We start from the raw sequence: 24671 nt of genomic DNA, 5'->3' as shown, positions 1-24671 counted from the left end.
TTGCCGCACAGATCAGACGTCTTTTAACAGACGCAACGCATCATAGATCGCCGCGTGCGTATTGCGTGCCGATACCGCATCCCCGATCCGGAACAGCTGATAGGCACCGTCGGGGTTGCGCACGACCGATTGCGGTTTTCCGGCCAAAAGGTCGTCATGCGACATTTCACCATGGTTCGATGAGCCCGGCTTGAGATCAAAATAGATGTCATCAAGCGGAATGGTGCCGTGGTTGACCACGATCTGATCAACGATGCGTTGCTTGGCAACCCCGCCATAATCACTGCCAACATACGCGATGAGTTGGTTGCCCTGTTTTTCCACCGCCTCAAGGCGATAGGTCACCGTAAAGGTGGTATCAAGCTTCTGCATGCTGCGCATATAGGGCACAAGATTCATCGCCATGACTTCGGGCGCGAATGACCGATCCGGGGTCATGATTTCGACTTTGGCCCCTGATTTGGCAATCAGTTCGGCTGCCTGTAAACCGGCATGATCCCCGGCATCGTCATAAACCAGAACATTGGTGCCCGGTTTGACGTCACCCGAAATGATATCCCAGGTCGACACGACCAGATCATTGCCCTTTGACAGGACTTCGGTATCGGGCATGCCGCCGGTGGCGATGATCACCACGTCAGGATTTTCGGCCGTAATCGTGTCGGCCTCGGCCCATGTATTGAAATGAAAACTCACGCCAAGTCGGGTGCACTCGGCCATGCGCCATTCAATGATGCTGATCATTTCGCGGCGGCGTTCGTTCTGTGCGGTCAGGCGGATCTGCCCTCCCGGATTTGGGGCGGCTTCATAGACAACAACTTCATGACCACGTTCGCCAGCAACACGGGCGGCCTCCATGCCCGCCGGACCAGATCCGACGATCACGACCTTCTTGCGGGTTTCTGCCGCCTCGATGATTTGGGGCATCGAAAGTTCGCGCCCGGTGGCAGCGTTATGGATGCAATAGGCCGACCCGCCCTGATAAATGCGATCAAGGCAATAGTTCGCCCCGACGCACGGGCGGATTTCGTCTTCGCGCTTTTCAATGATCTTGCGGACAATATGCGGATCGGTGATGTGCGCGCGCGTCATGCCAACCATATCAACCTTGCCCGATGCAATCGCATGGCGTGCGGTTGCAACGTCCGGGATTTTGGCAGCATGGAATGTCGGGAAATCTGTGGCGGCACGAATTTCACCGGCAAAATCCAGATGCGGCGAGTTCGCCATGCCCTGGATCGGGATCACATCGGTCAGACCGGCATCCGTATCGATATGCCCGCGAATGACATTGAGGAAATCGACCATGCCACTGTCTTTTAGACGCTTGGAAATCGACAGGCCGTCTTCCTTGGTCAAGCCACCCTCAAGGTCTTCATCACCGGTATAACGCACACCAACAATAAAGTCGGGCCCAACCCGCTTGCGAATTTCAGTCAGCACATCAAAGGTGAACCGCAGGCGATTATCGATGCTGCCACCATAAGGACCATCAAGTTCGTTGGTCAGCGGCGACCAGAACTGATCCATCAAATGGCCATAGGCCTGAAGCTCTATCCCGTCCATACCGCCCGCCTTCATGCGTTCGGCCGCATCGGCATAATCCTTGATGATGCGTTCGATATCCCAGTCTTCCATCTTTTTCGGGAAGGCCCGGTGGGCGGCTTCACGCTTGTGCGATGGGGATACCACTGGCAACCAGTTTGCCTTGTCCCAACGCGTGCGACGGCCAAGATGGGTCAGCTGGATCATAACCGCGGCACCCTGTTCATGCACCGCGTCGGTCAGGTCCTTCATCCACGGAACGACTTCATCCTTCCAGACCAGAAGGTTGTTGAAAACCGGCGGGCTGTCCTTTGATACCGCAGCCGACCCCGCCGTCATCGTCATGGCAACACCGCCCTTGGCGCGTTCGACATGATAGGCGCGATAACGGTCCTTTGGCATGCCGTCCTCGGGATAGGCCGGTTCGTGCGACGTCATCATGATGCGGTTACGCAGCGTCAGATGTTTAAGCTGATAAGGCTGAAGAAGCGGGTCGTTGGACATGTGCGGGGCTCCGGGTTTGGACTCTCTGCCCATGACGATATTCAGAAATGTACAGTTATGTCAATTTTAAGTTCACTGATGTATATTTTGAATTCATTCATGTACACTCTGCTTGTCGCGATCCGGGCAGTTTGCTAAGGAAACGTCCATGGAAGAACAGATTGAAGATATCGCCGAGCAAAACAGCGTCGGACAAAATAGCGGCTGGCGCGGGTCGGCCGAGATTTGGCTGAACGCGGCCTATGACGCCCTGCTAGAAACCGGTGTCGATGGCGTCAAGATCCAGCCACTGGCAAAACGCCTGAACCTGTCACGCACCAGCTTCTATTGGTTTTTCAAGGACCGGAAGGAGTTGCTGGGTGCCCTGCTTGATCTGTGGCGCGAAAAGAACACCGGCAATCTGATCAAACAGACAGAGGCCTATGCCGAAACCGTCTCGGAGGCGATGCTGAACATCATCGATTGCTGGCTGATGCCCGACCTGTTTGACTCGCGCCTTGAATTTGCCGTGCGCAGTTGGTCAATGCAGTCCGACGATGTCAGGGCCGAAATTGAAAAGGCCGATCAGCAACGCCTTGATGCGCTTGCCAAACTGTTCATCCATTTCGGACAGGATGAACGCATGGCCGATGTCCGTGCCCGTGCGATCTATCTGGTACAGATCGGCTATATCTCGATGAAAGCAAACGAAGATCTGGCCGTGCGCATGGCACGCATTCCGGGCTATGTCGAAACATTCTGCGGCCAGGCCCCGACGCAAAGCGAACTCAACCGGTTCTACGCACGGCACAATTTTGCACCCTGAACAGATCAGCGGCATTCATAAGATTTTCAGGGCAAACAAACCCACCTTTGGACTCAGAACTCTGCCTTGAAAATCGTATCATCAAGGAATTGATCCATACCGACAAGTGATCGATCCGGTGCATCTGCGGCACCTTCGACGCGCCAATCATCCTGCGGAACCAGAACATCCAACCCGGCAACCGCAATTCGATAAAGGTCCGGTCGGAAAACATCGGGAATGACGGCTTTAAGATCCGTGTCTTGGGGAATTTGTCGCCAACGCTTCATTTGTTCACCAATCCAGCAGCCCTGCGACAACCACGGGAAAGTTGCGGTGTAGCGGTAAAAAACGTGACGGTCAGGAAGATCAATGGGTGGTTCCCCCGGACGTAATACCGGTTTACCGCTCAGCGATGCCTTCAGCACTTCGAATGGCGCGCCGACATTGGCCTCCTCAGACAGTATGTGGGCCAGCTCCACACGGTTCCCCGGCTGGTCTGCCCATTCAGCAGCCCGGACAAGTGCACGCACAAGCGCAGAAACAAGTTCCGGATTGCTTTGCGCCCAGTCTTCCCGCAGACCAAGAACCTTCTCCGGGCTTCGTGACCAGATATCGTCCTTAAGCGCAACAATTACACCATCACCGTGAAACACCGCGCGCTGATTCCATGGTTCACCAACGCAATAACCATCCACCCAGCCATTACGCAGACTGTCAAACATCCGCGGCGGCGCGATCACGCCGATATTCACATCCATATCCGGATCAATCCCGGCTGCCGCCATCCAGTAGCGAAGCTCATAGTTATGGCTTGAGAACGGAAACACGGTGGCAAAAGACAGGATCGGCCGCCCTTCGGCCTTGTCTTCATCAATGACCTTTTTAAGCGCCCTGGCCGACCGACCGCGCGGACCAAGCATCGCATTCGGGTCGGCCTCCAACATACGTTGATAAAGCTGGGTCGAGACCGTAATCGCATTACCACCACGCCCCAACGCCATCGGCACAACGATATTTTGAACCGGCAGTCCGCCAAGCCCAAGCCGTGCCGCAATCGGAATTCCTGCCAAAAGGTGGGCTGCCTCAAACATGCCAAAGGAAAGCTTGTCACGAATGGCTGCCCACGACATTTCACGGACCAGTTCCAGATCGATATCTTCCTGCTGGGCAAAGCCCATAGCACGCGCCACCACCGGAATGGCACAATCGACCAGTGGAACAAAACCAAGACGAACCTTGTTAGCCATCCATCAAAACTCCAACTGAAACGCCGTGATGACGCTTTGCGCGATTTCGTAAATCTTGCGATTTTGCTTCATGGCGTTTTTGCGCAGCAGCGCATAAGAATCTTCTTCGGACAGACCTTTTTCTTTCATCAGGATGCCCTTGGCCCGTTCAATCAGTTTGCGTTCATTGAGCTTCGCCTGCGCTTCATCACGTTCGCGGCGCAGTTGATCAAAGACGTTGAACCGTGAAATCGCCATTTCGACAATCGGGCGAATGCGGTCCTGACGCAGGCCATCAACCACGTAGGCACTGACGCCTGCCGACACCGCCTCGTGGATCATGGATGCATCACTTTGATCAACGAACATCGCAATCGGGCGCGCAATGGCGCGTGACACCTGAAACATCTGTTCAAGCGTATCGCGGTCGGGGTTTTCAAGATCGATGATGATGATGTCTGGTGCCAACGCCTGAATACGTTCGACCAGATTGTGGGACGTGCCAATACGGGCCACGCGGGTATAGCCGCTTTCAACCAGACCACGTTCGACAATCGCCGCACGGTCCGGATTTTCGTCAATCACCAGAATATTGAATTCTTCCAGCTTCACCAACTAACCCTAACTCCCTGACAGCCTGAAATGGCTGCGCCTCTCTGACGTATCTTTTTATATGCTCCGCCCCGTTTGCGGGTCCGGATTACTGGTTTCGGGATGCGGTCGGAACCGCATCCCGAAAAGATCATATCAAACAGCGTATCTTATTCAGCCGGAACCGGCTGCGCTGCACCCGAAGTCCCGAAACGTTCTGACTGTGCCGCATCGAAACGCGCCTTTTCTTCGGCCTGGGTTTCCGCCGAGAAACGCACCGCCAAAGCTGCGAACGAGCAGATGATCACGGCCAGACCGAGATACAGAAGACCTTCCTGATAGGTAAGTGCTTCGGACTTGAACAGGAAGCCCGCTGCGACCGCGCCAGCATTACCGCCCGCACCGACAATACCGGCAACAGAGCCAAGCGCCTTGCGGTTGACAAACGGCACAATCCCGAAGGTTGCACCTTCTGACATCTGAACAAACAGCGAAAAGACGATCATCACCGAAACGGCCACAACCAGTGCTTCCATCTGCGAGAAGGCAACAAGTGCGACGCCTTCGATGAACAGTGCCATGAACAGGAATTTCACACGACCCGAAAGGCCGCCCTTGGCAGCAAATTTGTCAGAGAACACACCGCCCAGCGTACGGGCAAAGATGTTCATCAAACCAAACAGACCGGCAATCATGCCAGCGGTTGCCAATGAAAGCTCGAACTTGTCGAAGAAATAGATCGCAGCAATGTTGTTGATCGTCAGTTCGACACCAAAGCAGGCGGCATACACCAGGAACAATGCCCAGACACGGTAATCGGAAACGGCTGCCATCATGCCCTTGGCGGCACCGGCAGTATCGTCTTCCGGCTTAAGCGCGCCACTTTTGCGCATGTCGGCATAGTTGCCTTCCGGGCAATCGGTGGTGAAGACCCAGTACAGCACGGCAACAACCAGCATGATCGCACCCGGGAACACCATCGCCAGACGCCAGCCCATGGTTTCAGCCACGCCAAAACCAAGAACCATCGCAAGGATTGCTGGCATTACCATCTGGGTCACGCCACCGCCAAGGTTACCCCAACCCGCCGTCGTGGCATTGGCCGTACCGACAACGTTTGGCGCAAACATCATGGAGGTATGATACTGCGTGATGACAAAGGATGCGCCGATTGAGCCAATGGCCAAACGGGCAAGCAGGAAGGTTTCATAACTGTCAGCAAGGCCGATCAGCATGACCGGAAGCGACCCAAGCACCAGAAGACCGGTATAGGTCTTGCGCGGGCCGATCTTGTCGCAGAGCGGTCCGATCAAAAGTCGGACCAGAACCGTAATCGCGACAGAGGCAATGATGGTACTGCCGATTTCGCTTTTGCTAAGACCCAGATCATCGCGCACCAGCGGCATCAGCGGTGCGATCCCGAACCAGCCAAAGAAGCACAGGAAAAATGAAAGCCAGGTGAGGTGAAAAGTACGCATCTGGACAGTCTTGAGACTGAATAGATTTATGCGTGTAGCCTTGTTCTTGATTTCCATAACATTGAAGCCCTTCGTTTAGGTCGCGCAGAGCTTGATGTTTGCTTTGTACGACCGACGGTTTTTCCCCATGGGCCTCATGCTTCATCTGGAAGATGTCCGCAGGCGGCCCGTCATTCGTATCGGAAAGGCTGCGCGCTCATCGCGCTGCTGTTCCAAACGTCTGATCGTCCGCCGTTGGACGAAGAACTGTGAGCCACCCGTCATTGGGCATGCTTTCGTCAAAGCTGCTCACACGAAACCGGTATTGCAAACACCGCGCCAGTTCTTCCGCGATGCGGGACAATTCCATCAAATGGTTGAAAATAATCATAATTTGACTACCGCATCTGCACAGGATGTTTTTCAGCCTGCCAAAATGACTATTTTTTGCACAAATTTAAATCACTCACTTTTCTTGATGGTTATTTTTTAATCATTTCGGCAAGCCCAGCCAAATTCAACAATCTGCCGTACAAGTCTTTTCATCAATATTTTCAGTTTGTTAAAAGATAATTTTCTCAATTTTCAATTCTGGCACGGCACTTGAATATATTGAAGCAAGAGCGCGGGCAGTGCCGCCTGCGGCTCCGGCGGAAAAGCCGATTGTATATATAAAGAATCCAAAGACGGGTTCACCGGATAACGACGTCCGTTGCGAAATGCCTCTTTTGAGGACAGGCCGCATCGGGCGTTTTTTTTGTGCCAATTCGCATCCCGCGACGAGGAGCCAGAGACAAATGAACCACGTCACTGCTGCATTACGAACCGCCAAAGCCCGCCTGGTTGTCATCGGCAACGGCATGGCCGGCATGCGGACCGTTGAAGAAATCCTGAACCGCGCACCAGACAAATATGACATCACCGTTTTCGGTGCCGAGCCGCGCGTGAACTATAACCGCATCATGCTGTCGCCACTGCTGTCTGGCGAAAAGGATTTCGACGAAATCGTGATCAACACCCCGGAATGGTACACCGAAAACAACATCCATCTTTATTCCGGCGACCCGGTGGTCAAGATCGACCGCGACCGCAAAGTGGTGATTTCCAAAAGCGGAACCGAAACCGAGTATGACCAGCTTTTGCTGGCAACCGGTTCTGATCCGATCATCATTCCGGTTCCCGGTCACAAGCTTGACGGCGTTGTCACCTTCCGCGATGTCGATGATGTCGACACCATGCTGGGTGCTGCTGCCAAGGGCGGCCCGGCAGTCGTCATCGGCGGCGGCCTTCTGGGCCTTGAAGCGGCCGTTGGCCTGCAATCGCGCGGCATGGATGTCACGGTTTTGCATTTGGCAGGCCATGTTATGGAACGCCAGCTTGACCCGTCGGCAGGTTATCTTCTGGCGCAAGAACTGGAACGTCGCGGCATCACGGTGATTACCGAGGCAGATACCGCCGAAATCGTTGGCAGTGAAAAAGTTACCGGCGTTCGCCTTAAAGACGGACGCATGATCCCGGCTGATCTGGTGGTTATGGCTGTTGGCATTCGCCCAAATGGGCGCCTTGCCGCAGACGCGGGTGTTGCAGTCGAACGCGGCATCGTTGTTGACGATGTCATGACCACCAGTGATCCGGCGATCTTTGCCGTTGGCGAATGCGTTCAGCACCGTGGTCAATGCTATGGCCTTGTCGCCCCGTTGTTTGAAATGGCCAAATCACTGGCCGATCACATGGCCGAAATAGACACTGATGGTTATACCGGCTCAGTCACCTCGACCAAGCTTAAGGTGACAGGCGTCGATGTCTTTTCCGCAGGTGATTTTTCCGGCGGCGGCGAGACAGAGGAAATCGTTTTCCGCGATGCCGGTCGCGGCGTTTACAAGCGCATCGTACTTGAAGAAGGCAAGATCAAGGGTGCGGTCCTGTATGGCGACACATCCGATGGCGGCTGGTATTTCCAGCTGATGAAAGACGGCGAAGACGTCACCGAACTGCGTGACACACTTGCCTTTGGTCAGGCATTTGCGGGGGGATCTTCTGGAAACCCTCTTGATGCCGTTGCAGCCCTGCCAGACGATGCAGAAATTTGTGGCTGTAACGGCGTTTGCAAAGGATCGATCGTTGCCGCGATCAATGAAAAGAGCCTGACCACCCTTGATGAGGTCAAAGGCCACACCAAGGCATCGGCATCCTGCGGATCCTGCTCTGGCCTTGTCGAAAACCTGTTGGCCGCAACCCTTGGCGGCGATTATCAGGCCGCGACGGTCAAGCCGATCTGCACCTGTACCGATCATGATCATGACAGTGTCCGTCGCCTGATCATTGCCAAAAACCTGAAATCCATGCCAGCTGTCATGCAGGAACTGGAATGGAAGTCATCCGATGGCTGCCATGTTTGCCGCCCGGCATTGAACTATTATTTGCTGGCGACGTGGCCGGGTGAATATGTCGATCACGGTGCATCACGCTTTATCAACGAACGCGTTCACGCCAACATCCAGAAAGACGGCACCTATTCGGTTATTCCGCGCATGTGGGGAGGCTTGACCAACCCGCGTGAACTGCGTGCGATTGCCGATGTTGCCGACAAGTTCGAAATCCCCACCGTCAAGGTTACCGGCGGTCAGCGCATTGACCTTTTGGGGGTCAAAAAAGAAGACCTGCCGGCCGTCTGGGCCGACCTGAATGCCGCGGGAATGGTATCGGGTCATGCCTATGGCAAATCGCTTAGAACGGTCAAAAGCTGCGTCGGGCAGGAATGGTGTCGCTTTGGCACCCAGATGTCGATGGGCATGGCCGTCGAACTGGAAAAAATGACCTGGGGGTCATGGATGCCCCACAAATTCAAAATGGCCGTATCGGGTTGCCCGCGTAACTGCGCCGAAGCAACCATCAAGGATTTCGGCGTTGTGGCCACCGATGGGGGCTGGGACCTGCATGTTGGTGGCAATGGCGGCATTCATGTTCGTGCGACCGATCTTCTGTGCAAGGTCACCTCTGACGACGAGGTCAAGGAATATTGCGGCGCCTTCATTCAGCTTTACCGGGAAGAGGCGCGCTATCTTGAACGCACGGCCCCCTGGATCGAACGGGTTGGCCTGAAACATGTTCAGGAACGGGTCGTCGATGACGAAGCCAACCGCAAGGCACTGTTTGAACGCTTCATGATCAGTCAGAAAACAGCGCAGATTGATCCATGGGCAGAACGCGCATCCGAAGGCGTTGACGCGCACGAATTCACCCCCCTTTCGATGGTCGCAGCGGAGTAAGACAGATGAGCAACAATCTGACATGGGTAGAAGTCGGACCCGCTGCCAACATCCCGCAGCAAGGGGCACGCACCCTTCAAACCGAAACGGATCGCATTGCGATTTTCAGAACACTTGATGATCAGATCTTTGCACTGCTAGACCGCTGCCCGCACAAACAAGGGCCGCTGGCACAAGGCATCGTCCATGGCCATTTCGTGACCTGTCCGTTGCATAACATGGTGTTCTCGCTTGAAACCGGCGAGGCACAGGGACCGGATGACGGCTGTGCTGCCAAGGTGGAATGCAAGGTCGTTGATGGGATTGTCCGTGTTGGCCTGACCGAACTGCAAGCTGGATTGCGCCATGCAGGATGAGGTCAAAACAACCTGCCCCTATTGCGGTGTTGGCTGTGGCCTGATCATTTCGCCAACCCGTGACGGATGGGCTGTGGGCGGTGATCCGGATCATCCGGCCAATTTCGGGCGGATATGCTCCAAGGGTGCTGCGCTGATCGATACTATCATGGCCGAGGAACAGCGCGATATTCGCCTGCTGGAACCCGAAGTCGATGGCAAGCCGGTCGCATGGAATGATGCCATTGGCGAAACGGCAAAGCGCCTGCGCGATACCATCGAACAGCATGGTCCGAAATCGGTGGCGTTTTATGTCTCGGGTCAGCTTCTGACCGAGGACTACTATGTCGCCAACAAGCTGATCAAGGGCTTCATCGGATCGCCGCATATCGATACCAATTCCCGGCTATGCATGGCCTCGACCGTGGTGGGACATAAACGGGCGTTTGGCGCGGACGTTGTGCCGGGCTGTTACGAGGATCTTGAAATCGCCGATCTGGTCATTCTGACCGGATCAAATCTGGCATGGTGTCACCCGGTGCTGAACCAGCGCCTGCGTGCGGCCAAGGAGAAGCGCGGCACAAAGATCGTCGTGATTGATCCCAGGCGGACGGCAAGTTGCGATATTGCCGATCTGCACCTGCCGATCAAACCGGGCAGCGACGTTGCCCTTTTTAACGGGTTGCTGGCCTGGCTTGATCAAACCCGCAATACCGATCTTCGTTACGTAGCCCGTCATGTGACCGGCTACGAACACGCCGTGGCAGAAGCACGTGCTGACTGCCCCGATATCGAGACAACCGCAGAAAAATGCGGGCTCGACACCCATAAAAGCGCTGATGAACTCGGCTCGGGTCTGGGAAAACTGGAAACGTTCTTTAATTGGTTTGCCGCCTTTGAACGCACCGTCACGGTGTTCTCGCAAGGGGTAAACCAGTCCTCAAGCGGATCGGACAAGGTCAATTCGATCCTGAATTGCCATCTGGCAACGGGGCGCGTCGGAAAGCCGGGTTCAAGCCCGTTTTCCGTCACCGGCCAGCCCAATGCCATGGGCGGACGCGAAGTTGGCGGGCTTGCCAATCAGTTGGCCGCCCACATGAGCCCCAAAGACCCGATTGATGTTGATCGCGTGCGTCGGTTCTGGAAATCCGATGTTCTTGAACAGGGCGAAGGATACAAGGCGGTTGATATGTTCCGCGCCATTGAGCGTGGGGAAATCAAGGCTGTGTGGATCATGGCGACCAATCCGGCAGTCAGTCTTCCGGATGCCGATCGCGTCCGGCTTGCGCTTTCGCGCTGCCCTTTGGTGATTGTTTCAGATGTGGTGAACGATACCGATACATTGCGCCATGCCGACATCAAACTCCCCGCGGCTGGTTGGGCCGAAAAATCGGGCACGGTCACCAATTCCGAACGCCGGATTTCGCGCCAACGCCCCTTCCGAGAGGCCCTTGGCAATGCCAAGCCGGACTGGTGGATCATGTCCGAAGTCGCCAAGGCCATGGGCTATGCCAAGGCTTTCAAATACAAGGACCCAAGCGACATCTTTACCGAGCACGCCGCCCTGTCAGAATTCGAAAATGATGGCACACGTGCCTTTGATATCGGTGCATGGCACAAGGCCAGAAAATCGGCCTATGACAGCATGGCACCGTTTCAATGGCCGGCTTCGCGCAAATCTCAGCCTGCGAATGGCGCAACCCGCCTTTATGGCGATGGCATCTTCACCACATCAAGTGGTCGCGCCAAGATGCTTGGCCTTACCCACAGCGGCCCGCAATCTCAAACCAGCCGGGAATACCCGCTGATTGCCAATAGCGGTCGTTACCGCGATCAGTGGCACACCATGACGCGCACGGGCACTGCCGCCCGGCTCAGCGCGCATCGCCCTGAACCGTTGCTTGAAATTCACCCAAAGGATGCTGCGCTTTACGGCCTTGCTGATGACGGGATCGCCCGGATCACAAGCCCGCATGGCACTGCGTTGATGCGGGTGGCAATTACGGATGCACAAACACCAGGACAGGTTTTCGTTCCGATGCACTGGAACGATGTCTTCTCGGCCGCGGGTGGGATTGGTCGACTACAGCCCCCCAATGTTGACCCCCACTCCGGCCAACCCGAAAGCAAACATATTCCTGTCGCCCTTGAGCCATTTAACGCCAAATGGCAGGGACTGCTGTTTTCAAGCACACCGGTCGATCTTTCCAAACTGCCCTACTGGGTCGGTGCGACCGGACCGGGCAGCATGGTTTACGAAATCGCCGGTGATGCCCCGATCCTGTTTAAATCCCTTTTGCCTATCACAGCAGGCAAGGACGTTGAGCAGATCATTGAATACTCGGATGCCAACAAGGGTGTCCATCGGTTCGCCCGCCTCGAGGGGGATCGCATTACCGGGGCGCTATTTGTCGGCCCGGATCGCCCGGCACTTGGTCGTGACTGGGTTTCAAACCTGTTTGGTGCGGATGCCATCGCGCCGGTTGAACGCAACGCGCTTTTGGCCGGGCGGATGCCCGATGCCGGGGCGATCAATGATCGTCTGATTTGTTCATGCTTCTCGGTTGGCTTGGCCGCAATCAGCAAAGCCATCTCTGAACAGAATGCCGTGACGGCGACCGACATCGGCCGCCTGCTTCAGGCCGGAACAGGATGCGGATCCTGCGTGCCGGAGATAAAGGAGATTCTCGATGACGTATTACCGCGCGCCGCAGAATAGCACTCTGAACGCCACGGCACCTCGGGCAACCACCGATCAGCCGGACGAAAAATTCGCCTACTTCCCGGCATTTGTGAAAGTGCAGGACAAGAAGGTTGTTGTGCTTGGGGGCGGCGAAGTTGCCGCGGGCAAGCTCCGCCTTCTGCTGCGCAGTCATGCCGACATCACGGTAATCGCGCCTGAAGTCTGCGATGATGTTGCAAAGATGCACAATAACGGTCAGATCACTTGGGAACGTGCCCCGTTTGTCGATACCATGATTAATGGCGCGATCATGGTGTTTGACGCGACGGACAATCCCCACCTGACCAAGCGGGTCGAGGCGGCAACCAAACGACGCAACATCTTGCTTAATGTCGTCGACAAGACCGCGCATTGCGATTTCATTGTGCCCGCCATTCTTGATCGCGCGCCAATCATGATCACGATCTCGACGGGTGCCTGTGCACCGGCACTGGCACGCATGCTACGCCAGCGGCTTGAAACCGTGTTCCCGGCAACCTTGTCAAACCTCGCCAAGATCGCCCGCGATGCCCGCGAAACGGTCGCCGCACATTTAAGCGACAGCCTGTCACGACAGCGCTTCTGGACCCGTTTTTTCCAAAACGCCTTGCGCGCGGACAACACCGGCAAAGTCACGCCCGATGACCTCGCACATGAACTCCGCACCTTTGTCCCGCAAGGCAGCAGCGCAACCGTGCCATCCGGCCAATCCTTGCAAGTCACGATCAGCGCCGATAACGCCTATGACATCCCGCACGGTGTTGCCGGCAACATTGAAACAGCCGATATCATTTTCCACGACATGGACGTGGCACCCGACATCCTTGCCCTGGCCCGCCGGGATGCCACCCTCATCAGCATGAGTCCGTCTAGCGACAAACACGTCGAAATACCCGACGCCGGATTTGCGATCAGCAAACAGATACAGTTCTTCACACAACAGGGCATGAACGTCCTGCGCCTTTGCCGAAATTGACGGCCAAAGCAAGCAGTTGAAGGTTATTCACCCCCGCGACGACCAAGACCACTGGTGGCTTTTGGTGTGTAAAGCGAGGTGACATCAAACCTCACCCGAAATCAAAATCCGGCTTTAATACGACCACCCGCATGGCGTTGAAGAACGCGCGTTTGCAGGGCTTCCGCGTTCAGGTTGTTTGGAATCTGGCAGGCCCTTAAAGAGCCAGGTTCGACAGGCCATGCCCGTAATAGGGGAAACTTCGGTCGCCTCGTTCCGAATATCGGAGCTGAGCAACGGCGACGAAGAGAAAGCCGCACTAACCCAGAATACCACAAGCACGCTAAGCACAGCCATTACAACATGCACCGCAAGGCGTGTCACGACGTTGCAATTGTGCGCCTTGTTGGGTCCTGGATCAAACAAGGGCATCACTTGCTATCGCGCTGGAAGATCCAGTCATGGTCCGGGTGGTTCTGGAACCGCCATTTGCGCACCGGCCCTGCCATGACATTGAGGTAATACATCTCATAGCCATATGGGCTGCCACATGGATGATGGCCTTTGGGCACCAGTACAACATCACCGTCTGAAACCGCCATGGTTTCATCAAGTTCGCCATCTTCGGTAAAGACCCGCTGGAATCCAAATCCCTGTCTGGGATTGAGGCGATGGTAATAGGTTTCCTCAAGATAGGTCATGTCGGGATAGTTATCCTCGTCATGACGGTGCGGCGGATAGCTTGACCAGTTGCCTTGCGGGGTAAAGACCTCGGTCACCAGAAGACTATCGGCGATGTCTTTTTCCTCCATCGCAATCGGGTGGATATATCGGGTATTCGCCCCTTTGCCACGCTCTACGAGCTCGATATTTTCGATTACGCGTGCAGGGTAATTTCCCTTCCCGGGTGCGGTACAGACGGCAAGCGTGCAATCGGTGGTCGCAACAGCTTTCCAGTTGGCATCATTGGGCGCATAGACACAGGCTGGCGGGATACGCTCAAACACGCTCATGCGTTTGCCGAGTTCACCGAAATCCTGATCATCGACAGAAATCTTTGCCTTGCCTTCAACCAAAACCAGAATGACCTCACGGTCGCCAGTTGCTTCCCGGGCAGTTTCGCCGGGTTTCAGGTGATACAACCCAAACCCGACATAACCCCAATTGGCACTATCCGTCGTGATATCGTGGACCTTCCCGGTCGTTCCATTCGGCTTTCTGAGCAGATCAGCCATCAGGCGTCTCCTTTATCCAGTCCGGTTTTCCGTGCCATGTCGCGCAGCGATTTCAGCCCCAAGGACTGATATTCAAACGGGTTGCGAACGTTCGGGTCCTGTTCGGCCTCGATCACCAGCCAGCCGGAATATCCATGGTCGGCTGCGATTTTCAGGACCGGTTCAAACGCAACGCCGCCTTCGACATCACCCGGAACAGTAAAGACCCCGCGCCGCACACCTTCAAGGAAGCTAAGCCCTTCTTCACGGACCTGTTTGCTAATAGTCGGGCGCACGTTTTTGCAATGGATATGGCCAACACGATCCATGTAACGCGCCGCCAATTCTTCGGGGTCAGCACCCCCGAACCAGGCATGACCGGTATCAAGCAGAAGCTTGGTTTTCGGCCCGGTATTTTTCATGAAGGCATGAATTTCATCAGCCGTTTCGACAATCGTGCCCATGTGATGGTGATAAACCAGATCAATGCCCTGATCGGCACAATAGGCGGCGATTTTTTCGACATCTGCACCGAACTTGGCCCAATGATCGGCATGGAGAACCGGGCTGGTATTAAGGGCTGCCTTATCATTGCCGTGAATGGCGTTGGACGTTTCACAGACAATGCAAACCTTGCATCCCATCGCCTTCAGAAGATCCAGATGCGGTTGAATGGCCTTTTTCTCGTCCTCGACCGAATGAGTCAGAAGATTAAGCGAATGCCAACCTGAAACGAATTTAAGACCATGTGGCGCAAGGGCAGCTTTCAGTGCCGCTGGCTCGGTCGGCATCTTGTGACCTTTTTCAATGCCGTCAAAGCCAATCTTTCCCGCCTCGGACAAACAGGTTTCAAGGCTGATGTCTGCGCCAAGGGTCTGATCATCATCATTGGACCAGGCGATCGGATTGGTACCGTAAAGGATCATTATTTTAATCTCCCGGGCGCTGCTTTTTCAGCGCGGCTTCGTAATTTTTTCTGGCTTCGTTAACGCTTGGGCGAACCGATACTTCCGGCACGGCGACATCCCACCAATGACCACCGACTTCCGTGCTTGGCAACGGATCGGTATCAATCACAATGACGTAGGATCGATCAGCCTCTTTGGCGCGCACCATGGCGTCTTCAAGCTCGGTGATCGAGGATACCTTTTCGGCAATCGCCCCCATCGCACCGGCATGCGCAGCAAAATCAATTGCCGAGGGCACCGCGTGACGCGCTGTATCAAGAAGGTTGTTAAAGCTTTCCCCGCCGGTTGCCATCTGCAAACGGTTGATACAGCCAAATCCCCGGTTATCAAGGATCACAGTGATGATCTTGTGCCCCAGCATCACACTGGTCGCGAGCTCGGAATTCATCATCATGTAGGACCCATCGCCCACCATAACGACAACCTCGCGATCCGGGCAGGCCATCTTGACACCAAGCCCACCGGCAATCTCGTATCCCATGCACGAGAAACCATACTCAACGTGATAGCCATTGGGTCGGGCAGTTTTCCAAAGCTTGTGAAGTTCGCCAGGAAGCCCACCTGCTGCACAAACAACAATCGCATTTTCATCTGTGCTGCGCTGAACCGCACCAATCACCTGTGCGTCCGTTGGCAACGCGTTTCCTGTTGGCGCCGCGGTGACACCCTCAACCGCATCCATCCAGCTTTTCTTAAGTGCCGGGTCCACCGCACCTGCACGATAGTCGCCCAGTTCCTTGGTGAGCTCCGCCAATGTGGCCTTCGCATCGCCGACGACCGAAATCGCATCATGTTTACGCGCATCATAGGCCGCGACATTGATCGAAAGAATACGACGATCAGGGTTCTTAAACAGCGACCAGCTGCCCGTCGTGAAATCCTGAAGACGCGTTCCAACCGCAATGATCAGATCGGCGTCCTCGGCAATGGCATTGGCACTGCTTGCCCCGGTAACACCAATCGAGCCCATATTGAGATCATCATCCCACGGCAAGGCAGATTTCCCTGCCTGTGTTTCGGCCACCGGGATGATGTGACGATGGGCAAAATTACGCAGATCACCGCAAGCTTGGGCGTAATGCACGCCACCACCGGCAATGATCAGCGGTTTTTTTGCCGATCTGATCGCGCCAATCGCGTCTTCAATCTGTTGAAGGTCCGCACGGGGACGCAGGTTTTTCCACGTCTTTGGCGCAAAGAAACTTTCCGGCCAATCATAGGCTTCTGCCTGCACATCCTGACAAAATCCCAGGGTCACCGGGCCACAATCGGCCGGGTCTGTCAGAACCGCCATTGCGCGCGGCAATGCTGTCAGAAGCTGTTCCGGGCGGGTAATACGATCAAAGTACCGACTGACCGGTTTGAAGCAGTCATTGGCCGAAATCGTACCGTCCCCGAAATCTTCAATCTGTTGCAAAACCGGGTCCGGTGCGCGATTGGCGAACACATCGCCGGGTATAATAAGAACCGGCAACCGGTTCACATGCGCCAGAGCCGCGGCCGTCACCATATTGGTCGCACCTGGCCCGATCGACGTTGTTACCGCCATGGCCCGTTTGCGATTGGATGCCTTGGCATAGGCGATTGCCGCGTGTGCCATGCTTTGTTCGTTATGACCACGCCATGTCGGAAAACTGTCGCCAGCACCATGAAGCGCCTCGCCCATTCCGGCGACATTGCCATGACCGAAAATGGCCCAGCAGCCGCCGAAAAAGCTCTCGCCGTCGTGGTTGCGCTGTACGCTGAGATACCGCACCATTGCTTGGGCAGCGGTTAATCGAACGGTTTTCATGCCGCTCCTCCCGATTTTTTGCGTGCCGCGTCCCAGGTATCACAAAGGGCGCGATATTTTTGGGCCATTGCTGTAACGGCCTGATCATCGGCAATCGTACCTTGCAACCAGTCACGCGCAACATCGATAAAGATCGTGCGCCCAACAGCAAAGCCTTTGACCATGTTAAAGCGCGCTGCGACCTCGAAGCTTTCCACGAGCTCCGCTTCTGGTGCATCAAGACCAAGCACGACGATACCCCGGCAATAGGGATCATTTTGGGCAATCGCATCGCAGGCATTGCGCCAGGCCGCATCCGATTTCATCGGTTCAAGTTTCCACCAATCGGGATAAACACCGATTTCATAGAAACGCTTGATCACCTTGGCCGTTGTTTCATCATCACAATCGCGAACCTTTGACGGAATAACTTCCAGAAGGAATTCCAAGCCGTTGCCGCGCGCTGCATTGGCAAGCCGAATGATGGTGGCTTCCTGATCGGCCTTGGTCACATCATCATCATCGGGATGATAGAAGCACAAAACCTTGACCACATGCTCCACCGGCCATTCGGCCAGTTGCGTGCCAAGATCGGGACCAATTTCCAGTTCAAGCGGACGCGATCCCGGAAGTTCAACCGGTCGCCCGATCCAAAGCCCGGTTCCCGCCGCCGCATAAAGGGCATCACGCCCCAGTCGGCGGTCGCAAAGGATGCCGTATCCATCCCTGCCGCCGGAAACATTCTGGACCGCGCGCAGGCACAGCTCCTTGAACGGACCAATGCGGTCATGCGAAACGCCAACATCATCGGCAAGATCTTCAAGCTGCATCCGGTGGTCAAATGCAAAAACCCGCATTTCAGGCCAACTGCCGGTACGGTTGGTTGACCAGTGGATTTGCTCCAACTCTGCATCGTTGCGCAGTTCCGGGGTTTTAATGCCACGATCAAAGAAGAATTGCAGTTCTTCCCAACTCGGATAGGCCGGTGTACAGCCATGGCGCGACACCGCGAATGCACCACAGGCATTGGCGTATTTCAGGGATGTTTCCCAATCCGCATCAGACAGCCAGCCTTTCAACAGGCCTGACATGAACCCGTCACCCGCCCCCAGAACGTTAAACACATCAACCGCAAACCCCGGCCCGGAAATACCGTCATCAAGGCTTTTGCCAATTTTGTCCGCAAACGCCACGGCCCCCATGGGTCCGCGCTTGCAAACCAGCGTCGCATTCGAAATCACCCGAACATTTTCAAGCGCTTCAAGCGTATCGGTCACGCCACCGGCAATATGGAATTCTTCTTCGGTCCCGACGATCAGATCGAACAGATGCAGGGTCGCCTGCAATTCTTTGGTGACCGCGTCCGAGGCAATAAAACGGTTCTCACCATCCCCATGCCCGGAAAGTCCCCAAAGGTTCGGCCGGTAATCAATATCGAGTGCCGTCTTGGAGCCGGCTTCGCGCGCAAGCCGGACGGCCTTTAAAACGGCCGCACGGGTTTTGGGATGGGAAAGATGCGTTCCCGTGACCGTGACGCAGCGGGCAGTGGCAATGAAATCGGGATCGATATCATCCTCACACAGCGCCATATCGGCACAGTTTTCGCGATAGAAAATCAACGGAAACTGTTCCTTATTGCGCACGCCCAAAAGCACAAGTGCCGTCAGGCGTTCAGGGTCGGTTATAACACCCTGAACATCAACGCCTTCGGCAACCAGCTTTTCGCGGATGAACCGCCCCATATGCTCGTCGCCAACCCGCGTAATAAGCGCAGATTTCAATCCCAGTCGCGCAGTCCCGCACGCCATATTGGTCGGGGAACCCCCGATATATTTTTTGAACGATGCCATGTCCTCAAGGCGCCCGCCAATCTGGGTGCCATAAAGGTCAACGGATGATCGTCCAATCGTAATGACATCAAGCCGCTTCATTAAATCGTCCCTCCAAGGGACCCTTCGAGTTCGGCCAGTTCCTGACCGCCCGCCATAAGGTCTTGAAGCTCTTCGGATTTGATTTCACCCCGCTTCGCCGTGCCGTGGGTTTGGCCGCGGTTCAAAACCGTAAACCTGTCGCCCACTGCCATGGCGTGGCGGACGTTGTGGGTAATGAAGATGACGCCAATTCCGGCTTTGCGCACCCGATCGATGGTCGCCAGGACGTTTGACGTCTGGCGCACACCAAGTGCCGATGTCGGTTCATCAAGGATCAGGACCTTGGCGCCAAAATACACGGCACGCGCAATCGCAACTGTTTGCCGCTCCCCGCCCGACAACGTGCCAACCGCCTGTTCAGGTTCGCGCAGATTGATGCCCATGGATGCCATTTCATCCAAGGTAACCTTGTTGGCATGCTTGAAGTCGATCCATTTGAACGGACCAAAGCTTTTGCGTGGCTCACGCCCCATCCAAAAATTGCGCGTCACAGACATCAGCGGAATCATCGCCAAATCCTGATAAACGGTGGCGATCCCGGCTTCCATCGCGTCACGCGGACTGTCGAAAACCGTCTCCTGACCACTGACCCGCATGATACCCTTGGTTGGCTTGTGTACGCCTGACATGGTCTTGATGAAGGTCGACTTGCCCGCACCGTTATCACCCAGAAGACAGTGGCACTCGCCTTCCATCACATTGAAGGAAACACCGCCCAACGCGATTACCGGTCCGAAATGCTTTTCAATATTGTCCATTTCAATCAATGGCGTGCTCATTACCGTTCTCCCGTAATCATGCGGCGGATATAGGTATTCATGATCACAGCAAAGATCAGGATGCCGCCCAGGAACACCCGGAAAAGCGAACTTTCCGCACCAGCAAAGAACAAGCCTTGCTGAACCACACCAAAGATCAAAGCTCCCAGCGCAGCACCAATGACCGAACCATAACCACCTGTCAGAAGTGCGCCGCCAATCACCACACAGATGATGGCTTCAAATTCCTTGAGCAAACCACGGTCGGCTGCAGCCGAACCAAATTCCATGACCTGGCAGGTCGCAAATACGGTGGCGCAGAATGCGGTAAACATGAACATCAGGATTTTAACGCGATTGACCGGAACACCAACATAACGTGCGGCCTGCGCATCCCCGCCGGATGCGAAAATCCAGTTGCCGAAACGTGTTTTGGTCAAAAGCCAATGACCGAAAATGATCAATGCCAGTGCCCAGATGACCAGCATCGGCAGACCTTCAACGACCGGCTGCCCGATGCGTGAGCCACGGGTAAAAGTATCAATGACACCGATATCGCCAAGCCACTGGAAAAAGCCCTTGAAGATCACGCCGCCAAACAGCCAGGCAAGCGGGTCTCCTTCGGCAACTTCCTTAACCCCGCCAATAATGGTCTGTCGGGTTGTCAGGATGGAAAGCCAGATGGTCAGACCACGCAGAATATATAAGAATGCCAGGGTAACAATGAAGCTTGGCAGGCCGGTTTTGATCACCAGAAAACCGTTCAGTGCGCCCAGTGCCGTACATACGATGAAGGCCGCAATAATAGACAGCCAAACCGGCAGGCCCCATTGAACAGACAGAATGGCAATCACCACGCCTGCAAAGCCGATCATTGAGCCGACCGAAAGATCGAATTCACCGGCAATCATCAACAGGCAGGCACCGACTGCGATGATGGCAAACTGGGCCGAAACGACACCCCAGTTCTGAATGCCTTCCGGGGAAAACATGCCGCTATCACCGGCAATCATAAAGAAGAAAACAAAGACCAGGATCGTACCGCAGATCGCACCGAGTTCGGGCCTGATCATGGCACGGCGAATGGCTGAGACTTGCTTGAGCCGCTCGTCCGACATGGCATCACTCTTTTAACTATCAGGTGGGTACCAAGGGCGGCCTGAGGCGCGCCCTTGGCGGGAGGAAATCTTAACGATATTCGCCGGCGTATTTTTCGACCTGCGCGATGTTGTCCTTGGTAATGAAACCGGGCCCCGAGTTGATATGCCCGGACGGCAGGACGCTATAGCGCGCATAGTTGGTCAGAATGACGACCGGAAGGTAACCCTGAAGGTAAGGCTGCTGATCGATGGCAAAGTTGATTTCACCAGCCTTGATGGCCTCGGCAATCTCGGATGACAGATCGAACGTGCCAAACATAATTTCGCCAGCAAGACCGGCGTCACGCAGGGCTGCAAGGGTCGGATGGGCAGAGTTCGGACCCAGTGTCAGCACCGCATCAACATCCTGATTGGTATTGAGATACGCGCTAACCTTGTTCTTTACTTCCGACGGGTCCTGACCGCTATCGATCATCTGGCTGCCAAGCTCGACACCAAGTGCGTCGGCAAAGCCACGGCAACGCTCAACAGACGCCGGGTTGGTGATGTAGTGGTTCACACAGACAAAGCTTTTCGCACCCGCTGCGGCGGCGCGTTTACCGGCACCAAATCCGGCATCATATTCCGGCTGGCCGACATGCATCAGCGCGCCAAGTTCTTCGGATTGTTCCTGCGTGCCGGAGTTGATCGTGATGACCGGAATGCCCTTATCCACGGCATCGGTGATCGGCCCCTTAAGGACGTTGAAGTCCGCGATGGTCACGATGATGCCATCCGGATTGGTGGCAGCAGCCTGTTCGACAATACGCGCCATATCGGCAAGGTCACCGGTCGGCGGGTTACGGTATTCGACTTCTGCACCCATCTGATCACCCGCGACCTTGATCGCGTTTTTGATCACGTTCCACCAGCTATCAGAATCCGGTGCGTGGCTGATGAGAACGAATTTTTCATTTTCTGCGGATGCGGTTGCGGACAAACCGGCAAATGCAAATGCTGCTGCCGCGATGGCAGTAAGCGCCTTTTTCATCTGTTGCCTCCCTAGTCGGCTGAAATATTGGGATTTTCCCATTGAATTTATGTGTTCTTCTGGCAGTCAGTCGTCTTTGTGCAACCTTTCTGCTTCTGGCGGCGTGGGTTGATATGACCCGTTGAAACCGTTGAATAGAATTTTTGTTCTATTTTGTACCAAAATCAACATTTTTTTTCTATTGCACTGCAAGATAACCCTCTGTCGCTGCCACAAGGCCTTGCCAAACCACCTGAAACCGCCGCTCACCCCACCCCGAACCAAATGCGATGGGCAACAACGTCCTTGCAAATAAAGGTAGTCGCCATCGGTCGTTTTAAGTTTTCGGGACGACTCGCATGGCACAGATCCCTGATCGCCAAAAGAAAACCGGCGCAGCTGATGGGCCACGCCGGTTAATGTCCAAGCCCTGATCTGGACGCGTTTAATCAGGGCAGAATTTCTTTTGCGACATCAACGCTTCGTCCCTCGCGCGCGGAAAGCGCGGCTGCCTCGGCGACGACCAGGGCATTGATCCCGTCCTTCAGGGTCACCGGAAGGGGCGATGCCCCCTGCACACCCTCAATGAAACAGTTCCATTCAATTTGATAGGCCTTGGCATAGCGTTCGAGGAAGAAATGCTCCGGCTTGGCTTTGGTTGCACCTTGCGCGGTGATTTTCTCAATTGTGTTTTCCAGAACGTTATGTGCGGCAAGCAACCCGTCCGAGCCCAGAAACTCGATGCGCTGGTCATAGCCATATGCCGCACGACGGCTGTTTTTTATCACGGCGATACGCCCGCCAGAAAACTCAAGCGTGGTAACGGCAGTATCAAAGTCACCTGCCTTTCCGATCTCCGGATCGACAATGCTTGATCCGATGGCGGTGACTTTGTCGGGCAGCGCCCCATACATCCAGCAGGCCATATCAAAATCATGGATCGCCATATCGCGGAAAATCCCGCCAGATACCTTCACATAGCTTACCGGCGGTGGTGCCGGATCAAAGGAAGTGATCGAAAGCAGCTCCCCCTTGCCTATTTCGCCTTGATCAAAGGCCGCTTTGAGATGGGCAAAGTTCGGATCAAAGCGGCGGTTAAATCCAACCATGATGGGTTTGCCGTGCGGCTCGCATCGCGCAAGACAATCCAGGGCACGCTTAAGATCAAGATCAACCGGCTTCTCACACAGAACCGCCTTCCCTGCTGCTGTGGCTGCCTCCAGCAGATCCGCGTGGGTATCGGTCGGTGTTGCGACCAACACGGCATCAATCGCCGGATCGGCAATGATGTCCTCGCTGCTACGCACAGCAGCGCCATGCATCTGGGCGAGCTTCTCGGCAGGCTCGTCAAATTTGTCCGACACCGCGACCAGTTCACTTTGCGGGTGCGCGACAATATTCACCGCATGGACCTGCCCAATGCGTCCAGCGCCCAGCAAACCTATTTTAAGCATTCCGATGTTCCTTCCCTTCGGCGTTCCCGCCTTGACTTACGATGACCGCCCGAATTGCCTGCAACACGCCAGCAAAAATCTGGCAGACCAATTGGCAGATCGATGATTTCGGGATGATCACGCGGATGTCTCTCGCACCCGTTTATGCTGATACGCATATTCTGCTTGGAATACGCTATGGAATTTTTATTCCATTATTTTTGTTTTTCAATAATTATTTTCCATCGATCAGTTTCTCGCGCTTTGCCCCGACAGAGACGGCCAAGGCAATCGCCAACGAGATTGTCGCCGAAAGTGCCCTGAACGCCCCGACATCGACTTCGGAAACCGATAACATCAAGGCTTCTGTTTTGCGCATCGGCCCGCTCAGCGAATCACTGATCGCCACAACCTTGTTTCCAAGGTCATGCGCATAGGCTGCAAGATCAATCGTTTCCTGTGAATAGGGCGCAAAGGTGATCGCAATCACCACATCACCCTCGCGGATCGCGTGGCGTGGATTGAGGTTACCCACACCGTCATGTAGAACGGCGGCAATGTTCATCTTTTCAAAGGCATAGGAAAGATAACTCGCGACCGGAAAGGCACGTCTGAAACCAACCACATGGATCATCGGGGCTTCAGCCAAGACATCGACCGCCTTTTCCAGCGTTTCCAGATCAACCGTTGACGCCAGATTTTCCAGGGACAGCCGCCCGGCTTCGACAAACTCGGCCAGCAGGGCACTGGGGCTGTCATCCCCTGTTGCGCGCAGGTTCTCAAGCCGTGTGGCGTAGTCCGGCCATTTTTGCGCATAGGTTTCCCGAAACATTTTCTGCATTTCAGAAAATCCGGAAAATCCCATCAACTGACAGAACCGCATGAAGGCCGAGGGTTGCACACCTGCACCGACCGATAGTTCGGCAACTGTGGAAACAGCGATGCGGTCCGTATTTTGCGCAACAAACTCCGCACATTGGCGCAGTCTTTTGGGCATGGTTTCCGATATTTCAGCCAGACGGTGATTGAATTCCTCAAGCGAAACAGGTGCGGTCTGATCACTCATGGCGTTTATTCTTCCTTGTTTTGTTTCTGC

Annotated in this window: 19 protein-coding genes; 6 read left to right on the top strand and 13 right to left on the bottom strand. The window is 55.0% G+C overall.

The window, feature by feature from the left end; translation table 11 throughout:
• Nucleotides 1-12 precede the first annotated feature (12 nt).
• Nucleotides 13-2049, bottom strand: a complete 2037-nt coding sequence (locus tag B2T33_RS10570; protein WP_197145640.1) for an NADH:flavin oxidoreductase — start codon at nucleotides 2047-2049, stop codon at nucleotides 13-15.
• 148 nt (nucleotides 2050-2197) lie between these two features.
• On the opposite strand from B2T33_RS10570, the gene B2T33_RS10565 reads away from it, so the two are divergent.
• Nucleotides 2198-2854, top strand: a complete 657-nt coding sequence (locus B2T33_RS10565) for a TetR/AcrR family transcriptional regulator (RefSeq protein ID WP_197145641.1) — start codon at nucleotides 2198-2200, stop codon at nucleotides 2852-2854.
• Nucleotides 2855-2907: 53 nt separating this feature from the next.
• On the opposite strand, the gene B2T33_RS10560 is transcribed toward B2T33_RS10565, so the two are convergent.
• The 3 genes from B2T33_RS10560 to B2T33_RS10550 form a co-directional block, all read right to left on the bottom strand.
• Nucleotides 2908-4083: a CmpA/NrtA family ABC transporter substrate-binding protein gene (locus B2T33_RS10560; RefSeq protein WP_197145642.1), complete on the bottom strand. Its 1176-nt coding sequence runs from the start codon at nucleotides 4081-4083 to the stop codon at nucleotides 2908-2910.
• A gap of 3 nt (nucleotides 4084-4086) precedes the next feature.
• Nucleotides 4087-4674 (bottom strand): ANTAR domain-containing response regulator, encoded by a 588-nt coding sequence (locus B2T33_RS10555; RefSeq protein ID WP_008889538.1) that lies wholly within the window; start codon nucleotides 4672-4674, stop codon nucleotides 4087-4089.
• A gap of 149 nt (nucleotides 4675-4823) precedes the next feature.
• On the bottom strand, nucleotides 4824-6131 hold the full coding sequence (locus tag B2T33_RS10550) for an MFS transporter (protein ID WP_252723971.1): 1308 nt from the start codon (nucleotides 6129-6131) through the stop codon (nucleotides 4824-4826).
• A 94-nt stretch (nucleotides 6132-6225) separates the two neighbouring features.
• Between B2T33_RS10550 and B2T33_RS10545 the strand changes: the two genes are divergently transcribed.
• The 5 genes from B2T33_RS10545 (at nucleotide 6226) to B2T33_RS10525 (ending at nucleotide 13412) form a co-directional block, all read left to right on the top strand.
• Complete coding sequence (locus B2T33_RS10545) at nucleotides 6226-6603, top strand: hypothetical protein (RefSeq protein WP_197145644.1); 378 nt, start codon at nucleotides 6226-6228, stop codon at nucleotides 6601-6603.
• A gap of 304 nt (nucleotides 6604-6907) precedes the next feature.
• Entirely contained in the window at nucleotides 6908-9379 is a 2472-nt protein-coding gene (gene nirB, locus B2T33_RS10540) for a nitrite reductase large subunit NirB (RefSeq protein ID WP_286791965.1), read from the top strand.
• Between the two features lie 5 nt (nucleotides 9380-9384).
• Nucleotides 9385-9735: a nitrite reductase small subunit NirD gene (nirD, locus tag B2T33_RS10535; protein ID WP_197145647.1), complete on the top strand. Its 351-nt coding sequence runs from the start codon at nucleotides 9385-9387 to the stop codon at nucleotides 9733-9735.
• The gene (locus B2T33_RS10530; protein ID WP_197145649.1) at nucleotides 9725-12433 is read left to right on the top strand and encodes a nitrate reductase; all 2709 of its coding nucleotides are present in this window, start codon (nucleotides 9725-9727) and stop codon (nucleotides 12431-12433) included. The genes nirD and B2T33_RS10530 overlap by 11 nt, the downstream gene beginning before the upstream one ends.
• Nucleotides 12405-13412: a siroheme synthase gene (locus B2T33_RS10525; protein ID WP_197145651.1), complete on the top strand. Its 1008-nt coding sequence runs from the start codon at nucleotides 12405-12407 to the stop codon at nucleotides 13410-13412. Before B2T33_RS10530 ends, B2T33_RS10525 begins: the two co-directional genes overlap by 29 nt.
• Nucleotides 13413-13822: 410 nt before the next feature.
• Here the strand turns inward: B2T33_RS10525 and iolB are convergent, their stop codons facing one another.
• From iolB to B2T33_RS10480, 9 genes are all read right to left on the bottom strand, one after another.
• Nucleotides 13823-14626 (bottom strand): 5-deoxy-glucuronate isomerase, encoded by an 804-nt coding sequence (iolB, locus tag B2T33_RS10520; RefSeq protein ID WP_197145653.1) that lies wholly within the window; start codon nucleotides 14624-14626, stop codon nucleotides 13823-13825.
• Nucleotides 14626-15531, bottom strand: coding sequence for a myo-inosose-2 dehydratase (iolE, locus tag B2T33_RS10515; protein WP_286791964.1), 906 nt, complete (start codon nucleotides 15529-15531; stop codon nucleotides 14626-14628). The genes iolB and iolE overlap by 1 nt, the downstream gene beginning before the upstream one ends.
• A gap of 4 nt (nucleotides 15532-15535) precedes the next feature.
• Nucleotides 15536-17365 carry a 3D-(3,5/4)-trihydroxycyclohexane-1,2-dione acylhydrolase (decyclizing) gene (gene iolD, locus B2T33_RS10510; RefSeq protein WP_286791963.1) on the bottom strand — a complete coding sequence of 610 codons (1830 nt, stop codon included), beginning with the start codon at nucleotides 17363-17365 and terminating at the stop codon, nucleotides 15536-15538.
• Nucleotides 17362-19275 carry a bifunctional 5-dehydro-2-deoxygluconokinase/5-dehydro-2-deoxyphosphogluconate aldolase gene (locus tag B2T33_RS10505; RefSeq protein WP_286791962.1) on the bottom strand — a complete coding sequence of 638 codons (1914 nt, stop codon included), beginning with the start codon at nucleotides 19273-19275 and terminating at the stop codon, nucleotides 17362-17364. Before B2T33_RS10505 ends, iolD begins: the two co-directional genes overlap by 4 nt.
• A complete protein-coding gene (locus B2T33_RS10500) occupies nucleotides 19275-20054 on the bottom strand; it encodes an ATP-binding cassette domain-containing protein (RefSeq protein ID WP_286791961.1) in 780 nt (259 codons plus the stop codon). Before B2T33_RS10500 ends, B2T33_RS10505 begins: the two co-directional genes overlap by 1 nt.
• A complete protein-coding gene (locus B2T33_RS10495; protein ID WP_063088784.1) occupies nucleotides 20054-21151 on the bottom strand; it encodes an ABC transporter permease in 1098 nt (365 codons plus the stop codon). Before B2T33_RS10495 ends, B2T33_RS10500 begins: the two co-directional genes overlap by 1 nt.
• 70 nt (nucleotides 21152-21221) lie before the next feature.
• Complete coding sequence (locus B2T33_RS10490; protein WP_286791960.1) at nucleotides 21222-22163, bottom strand: sugar ABC transporter substrate-binding protein; 942 nt, start codon at nucleotides 22161-22163, stop codon at nucleotides 21222-21224.
• Nucleotides 22164-22591: 428 nt separating this feature from the next.
• Nucleotides 22592-23596, bottom strand: a complete 1005-nt coding sequence (iolG, locus tag B2T33_RS10485) for an inositol 2-dehydrogenase (protein WP_286791959.1) — start codon at nucleotides 23594-23596, stop codon at nucleotides 22592-22594.
• A 214-nt stretch (nucleotides 23597-23810) separates the two neighbouring features.
• Nucleotides 23811-24641 carry a MurR/RpiR family transcriptional regulator gene (locus tag B2T33_RS10480; RefSeq protein WP_063088781.1) on the bottom strand — a complete coding sequence of 277 codons (831 nt, stop codon included), beginning with the start codon at nucleotides 24639-24641 and terminating at the stop codon, nucleotides 23811-23813.
• Between the last annotated feature and the right edge of the window lie 30 nt (nucleotides 24642-24671).

Source organism: Thalassospira sp. UBA4513, from assembly GCF_002388495.1.
GTDB lineage: Bacteria > Pseudomonadota > Alphaproteobacteria > Rhodospirillales > Thalassospiraceae > Thalassospira > Thalassospira tepidiphila.
Note: the sequence above shows the minus strand (reverse complement) of the source record. Positions and strands in the feature narration are given on the sequence as shown.

Excerpts from the sequence above, each read along its gene's own strand:
- B2T33_RS10570 (WP_197145640.1), bottom strand. The coding sequence starts at position 2,049 with ATGTCCAACGACCCGCTTCTTCAGCCTTATCAGCTTAAACATCTGACG.
- B2T33_RS10565 (WP_197145641.1), top strand. The coding sequence starts at position 2,198 with ATGGAAGAACAGATTGAAGATATCGCCGAGCAAAACAGCGTCGGACAA.
- B2T33_RS10560 (WP_197145642.1), bottom strand. The coding sequence starts at position 4,083 with ATGGCTAACAAGGTTCGTCTTGGTTTTGTTCCACTGGTCGATTGTGCC.
- B2T33_RS10550 (WP_252723971.1), bottom strand. The coding sequence starts at position 6,131 with ATGCGTACTTTTCACCTCACCTGGCTTTCATTTTTCCTGTGCTTCTTT.
- B2T33_RS10545 (WP_197145644.1), top strand. The coding sequence starts at position 6,226 with ATGTTTGCTTTGTACGACCGACGGTTTTTCCCCATGGGCCTCATGCTT.
- nirB (WP_286791965.1), top strand. The coding sequence starts at position 6,908 with ATGAACCACGTCACTGCTGCATTACGAACCGCCAAAGCCCGCCTGGTT.
- nirD (WP_197145647.1), top strand. The coding sequence starts at position 9,385 with ATGAGCAACAATCTGACATGGGTAGAAGTCGGACCCGCTGCCAACATC.
- B2T33_RS10530 (WP_197145649.1), top strand. The coding sequence starts at position 9,725 with ATGCAGGATGAGGTCAAAACAACCTGCCCCTATTGCGGTGTTGGCTGT.
- B2T33_RS10525 (WP_197145651.1), top strand. The coding sequence starts at position 12,405 with ATGACGTATTACCGCGCGCCGCAGAATAGCACTCTGAACGCCACGGCA.
- iolB (WP_197145653.1), bottom strand. The coding sequence starts at position 14,626 with ATGGCTGATCTGCTCAGAAAGCCGAATGGAACGACCGGGAAGGTCCAC.
- iolE (WP_286791964.1), bottom strand. The coding sequence starts at position 15,531 with ATGATCCTTTACGGTACCAATCCGATCGCCTGGTCCAATGATGATGAT.
- iolD (WP_286791963.1), bottom strand. The coding sequence starts at position 17,365 with ATGAAAACCGTTCGATTAACCGCTGCCCAAGCAATGGTGCGGTATCTC.
- B2T33_RS10505 (WP_286791962.1), bottom strand. The coding sequence starts at position 19,275 with ATGAAGCGGCTTGATGTCATTACGATTGGACGATCATCCGTTGACCTT.
- B2T33_RS10500 (WP_286791961.1), bottom strand. The coding sequence starts at position 20,054 with ATGAGCACGCCATTGATTGAAATGGACAATATTGAAAAGCATTTCGGA.
- B2T33_RS10495 (WP_063088784.1), bottom strand. The coding sequence starts at position 21,151 with ATGTCGGACGAGCGGCTCAAGCAAGTCTCAGCCATTCGCCGTGCCATG.
- B2T33_RS10490 (WP_286791960.1), bottom strand. The coding sequence starts at position 22,163 with ATGAAAAAGGCGCTTACTGCCATCGCGGCAGCAGCATTTGCATTTGCC.
- iolG (WP_286791959.1), bottom strand. The coding sequence starts at position 23,596 with ATGCTTAAAATAGGTTTGCTGGGCGCTGGACGCATTGGGCAGGTCCAT.
- B2T33_RS10480 (WP_063088781.1), bottom strand. The coding sequence starts at position 24,641 with ATGAGTGATCAGACCGCACCTGTTTCGCTTGAGGAATTCAATCACCGT.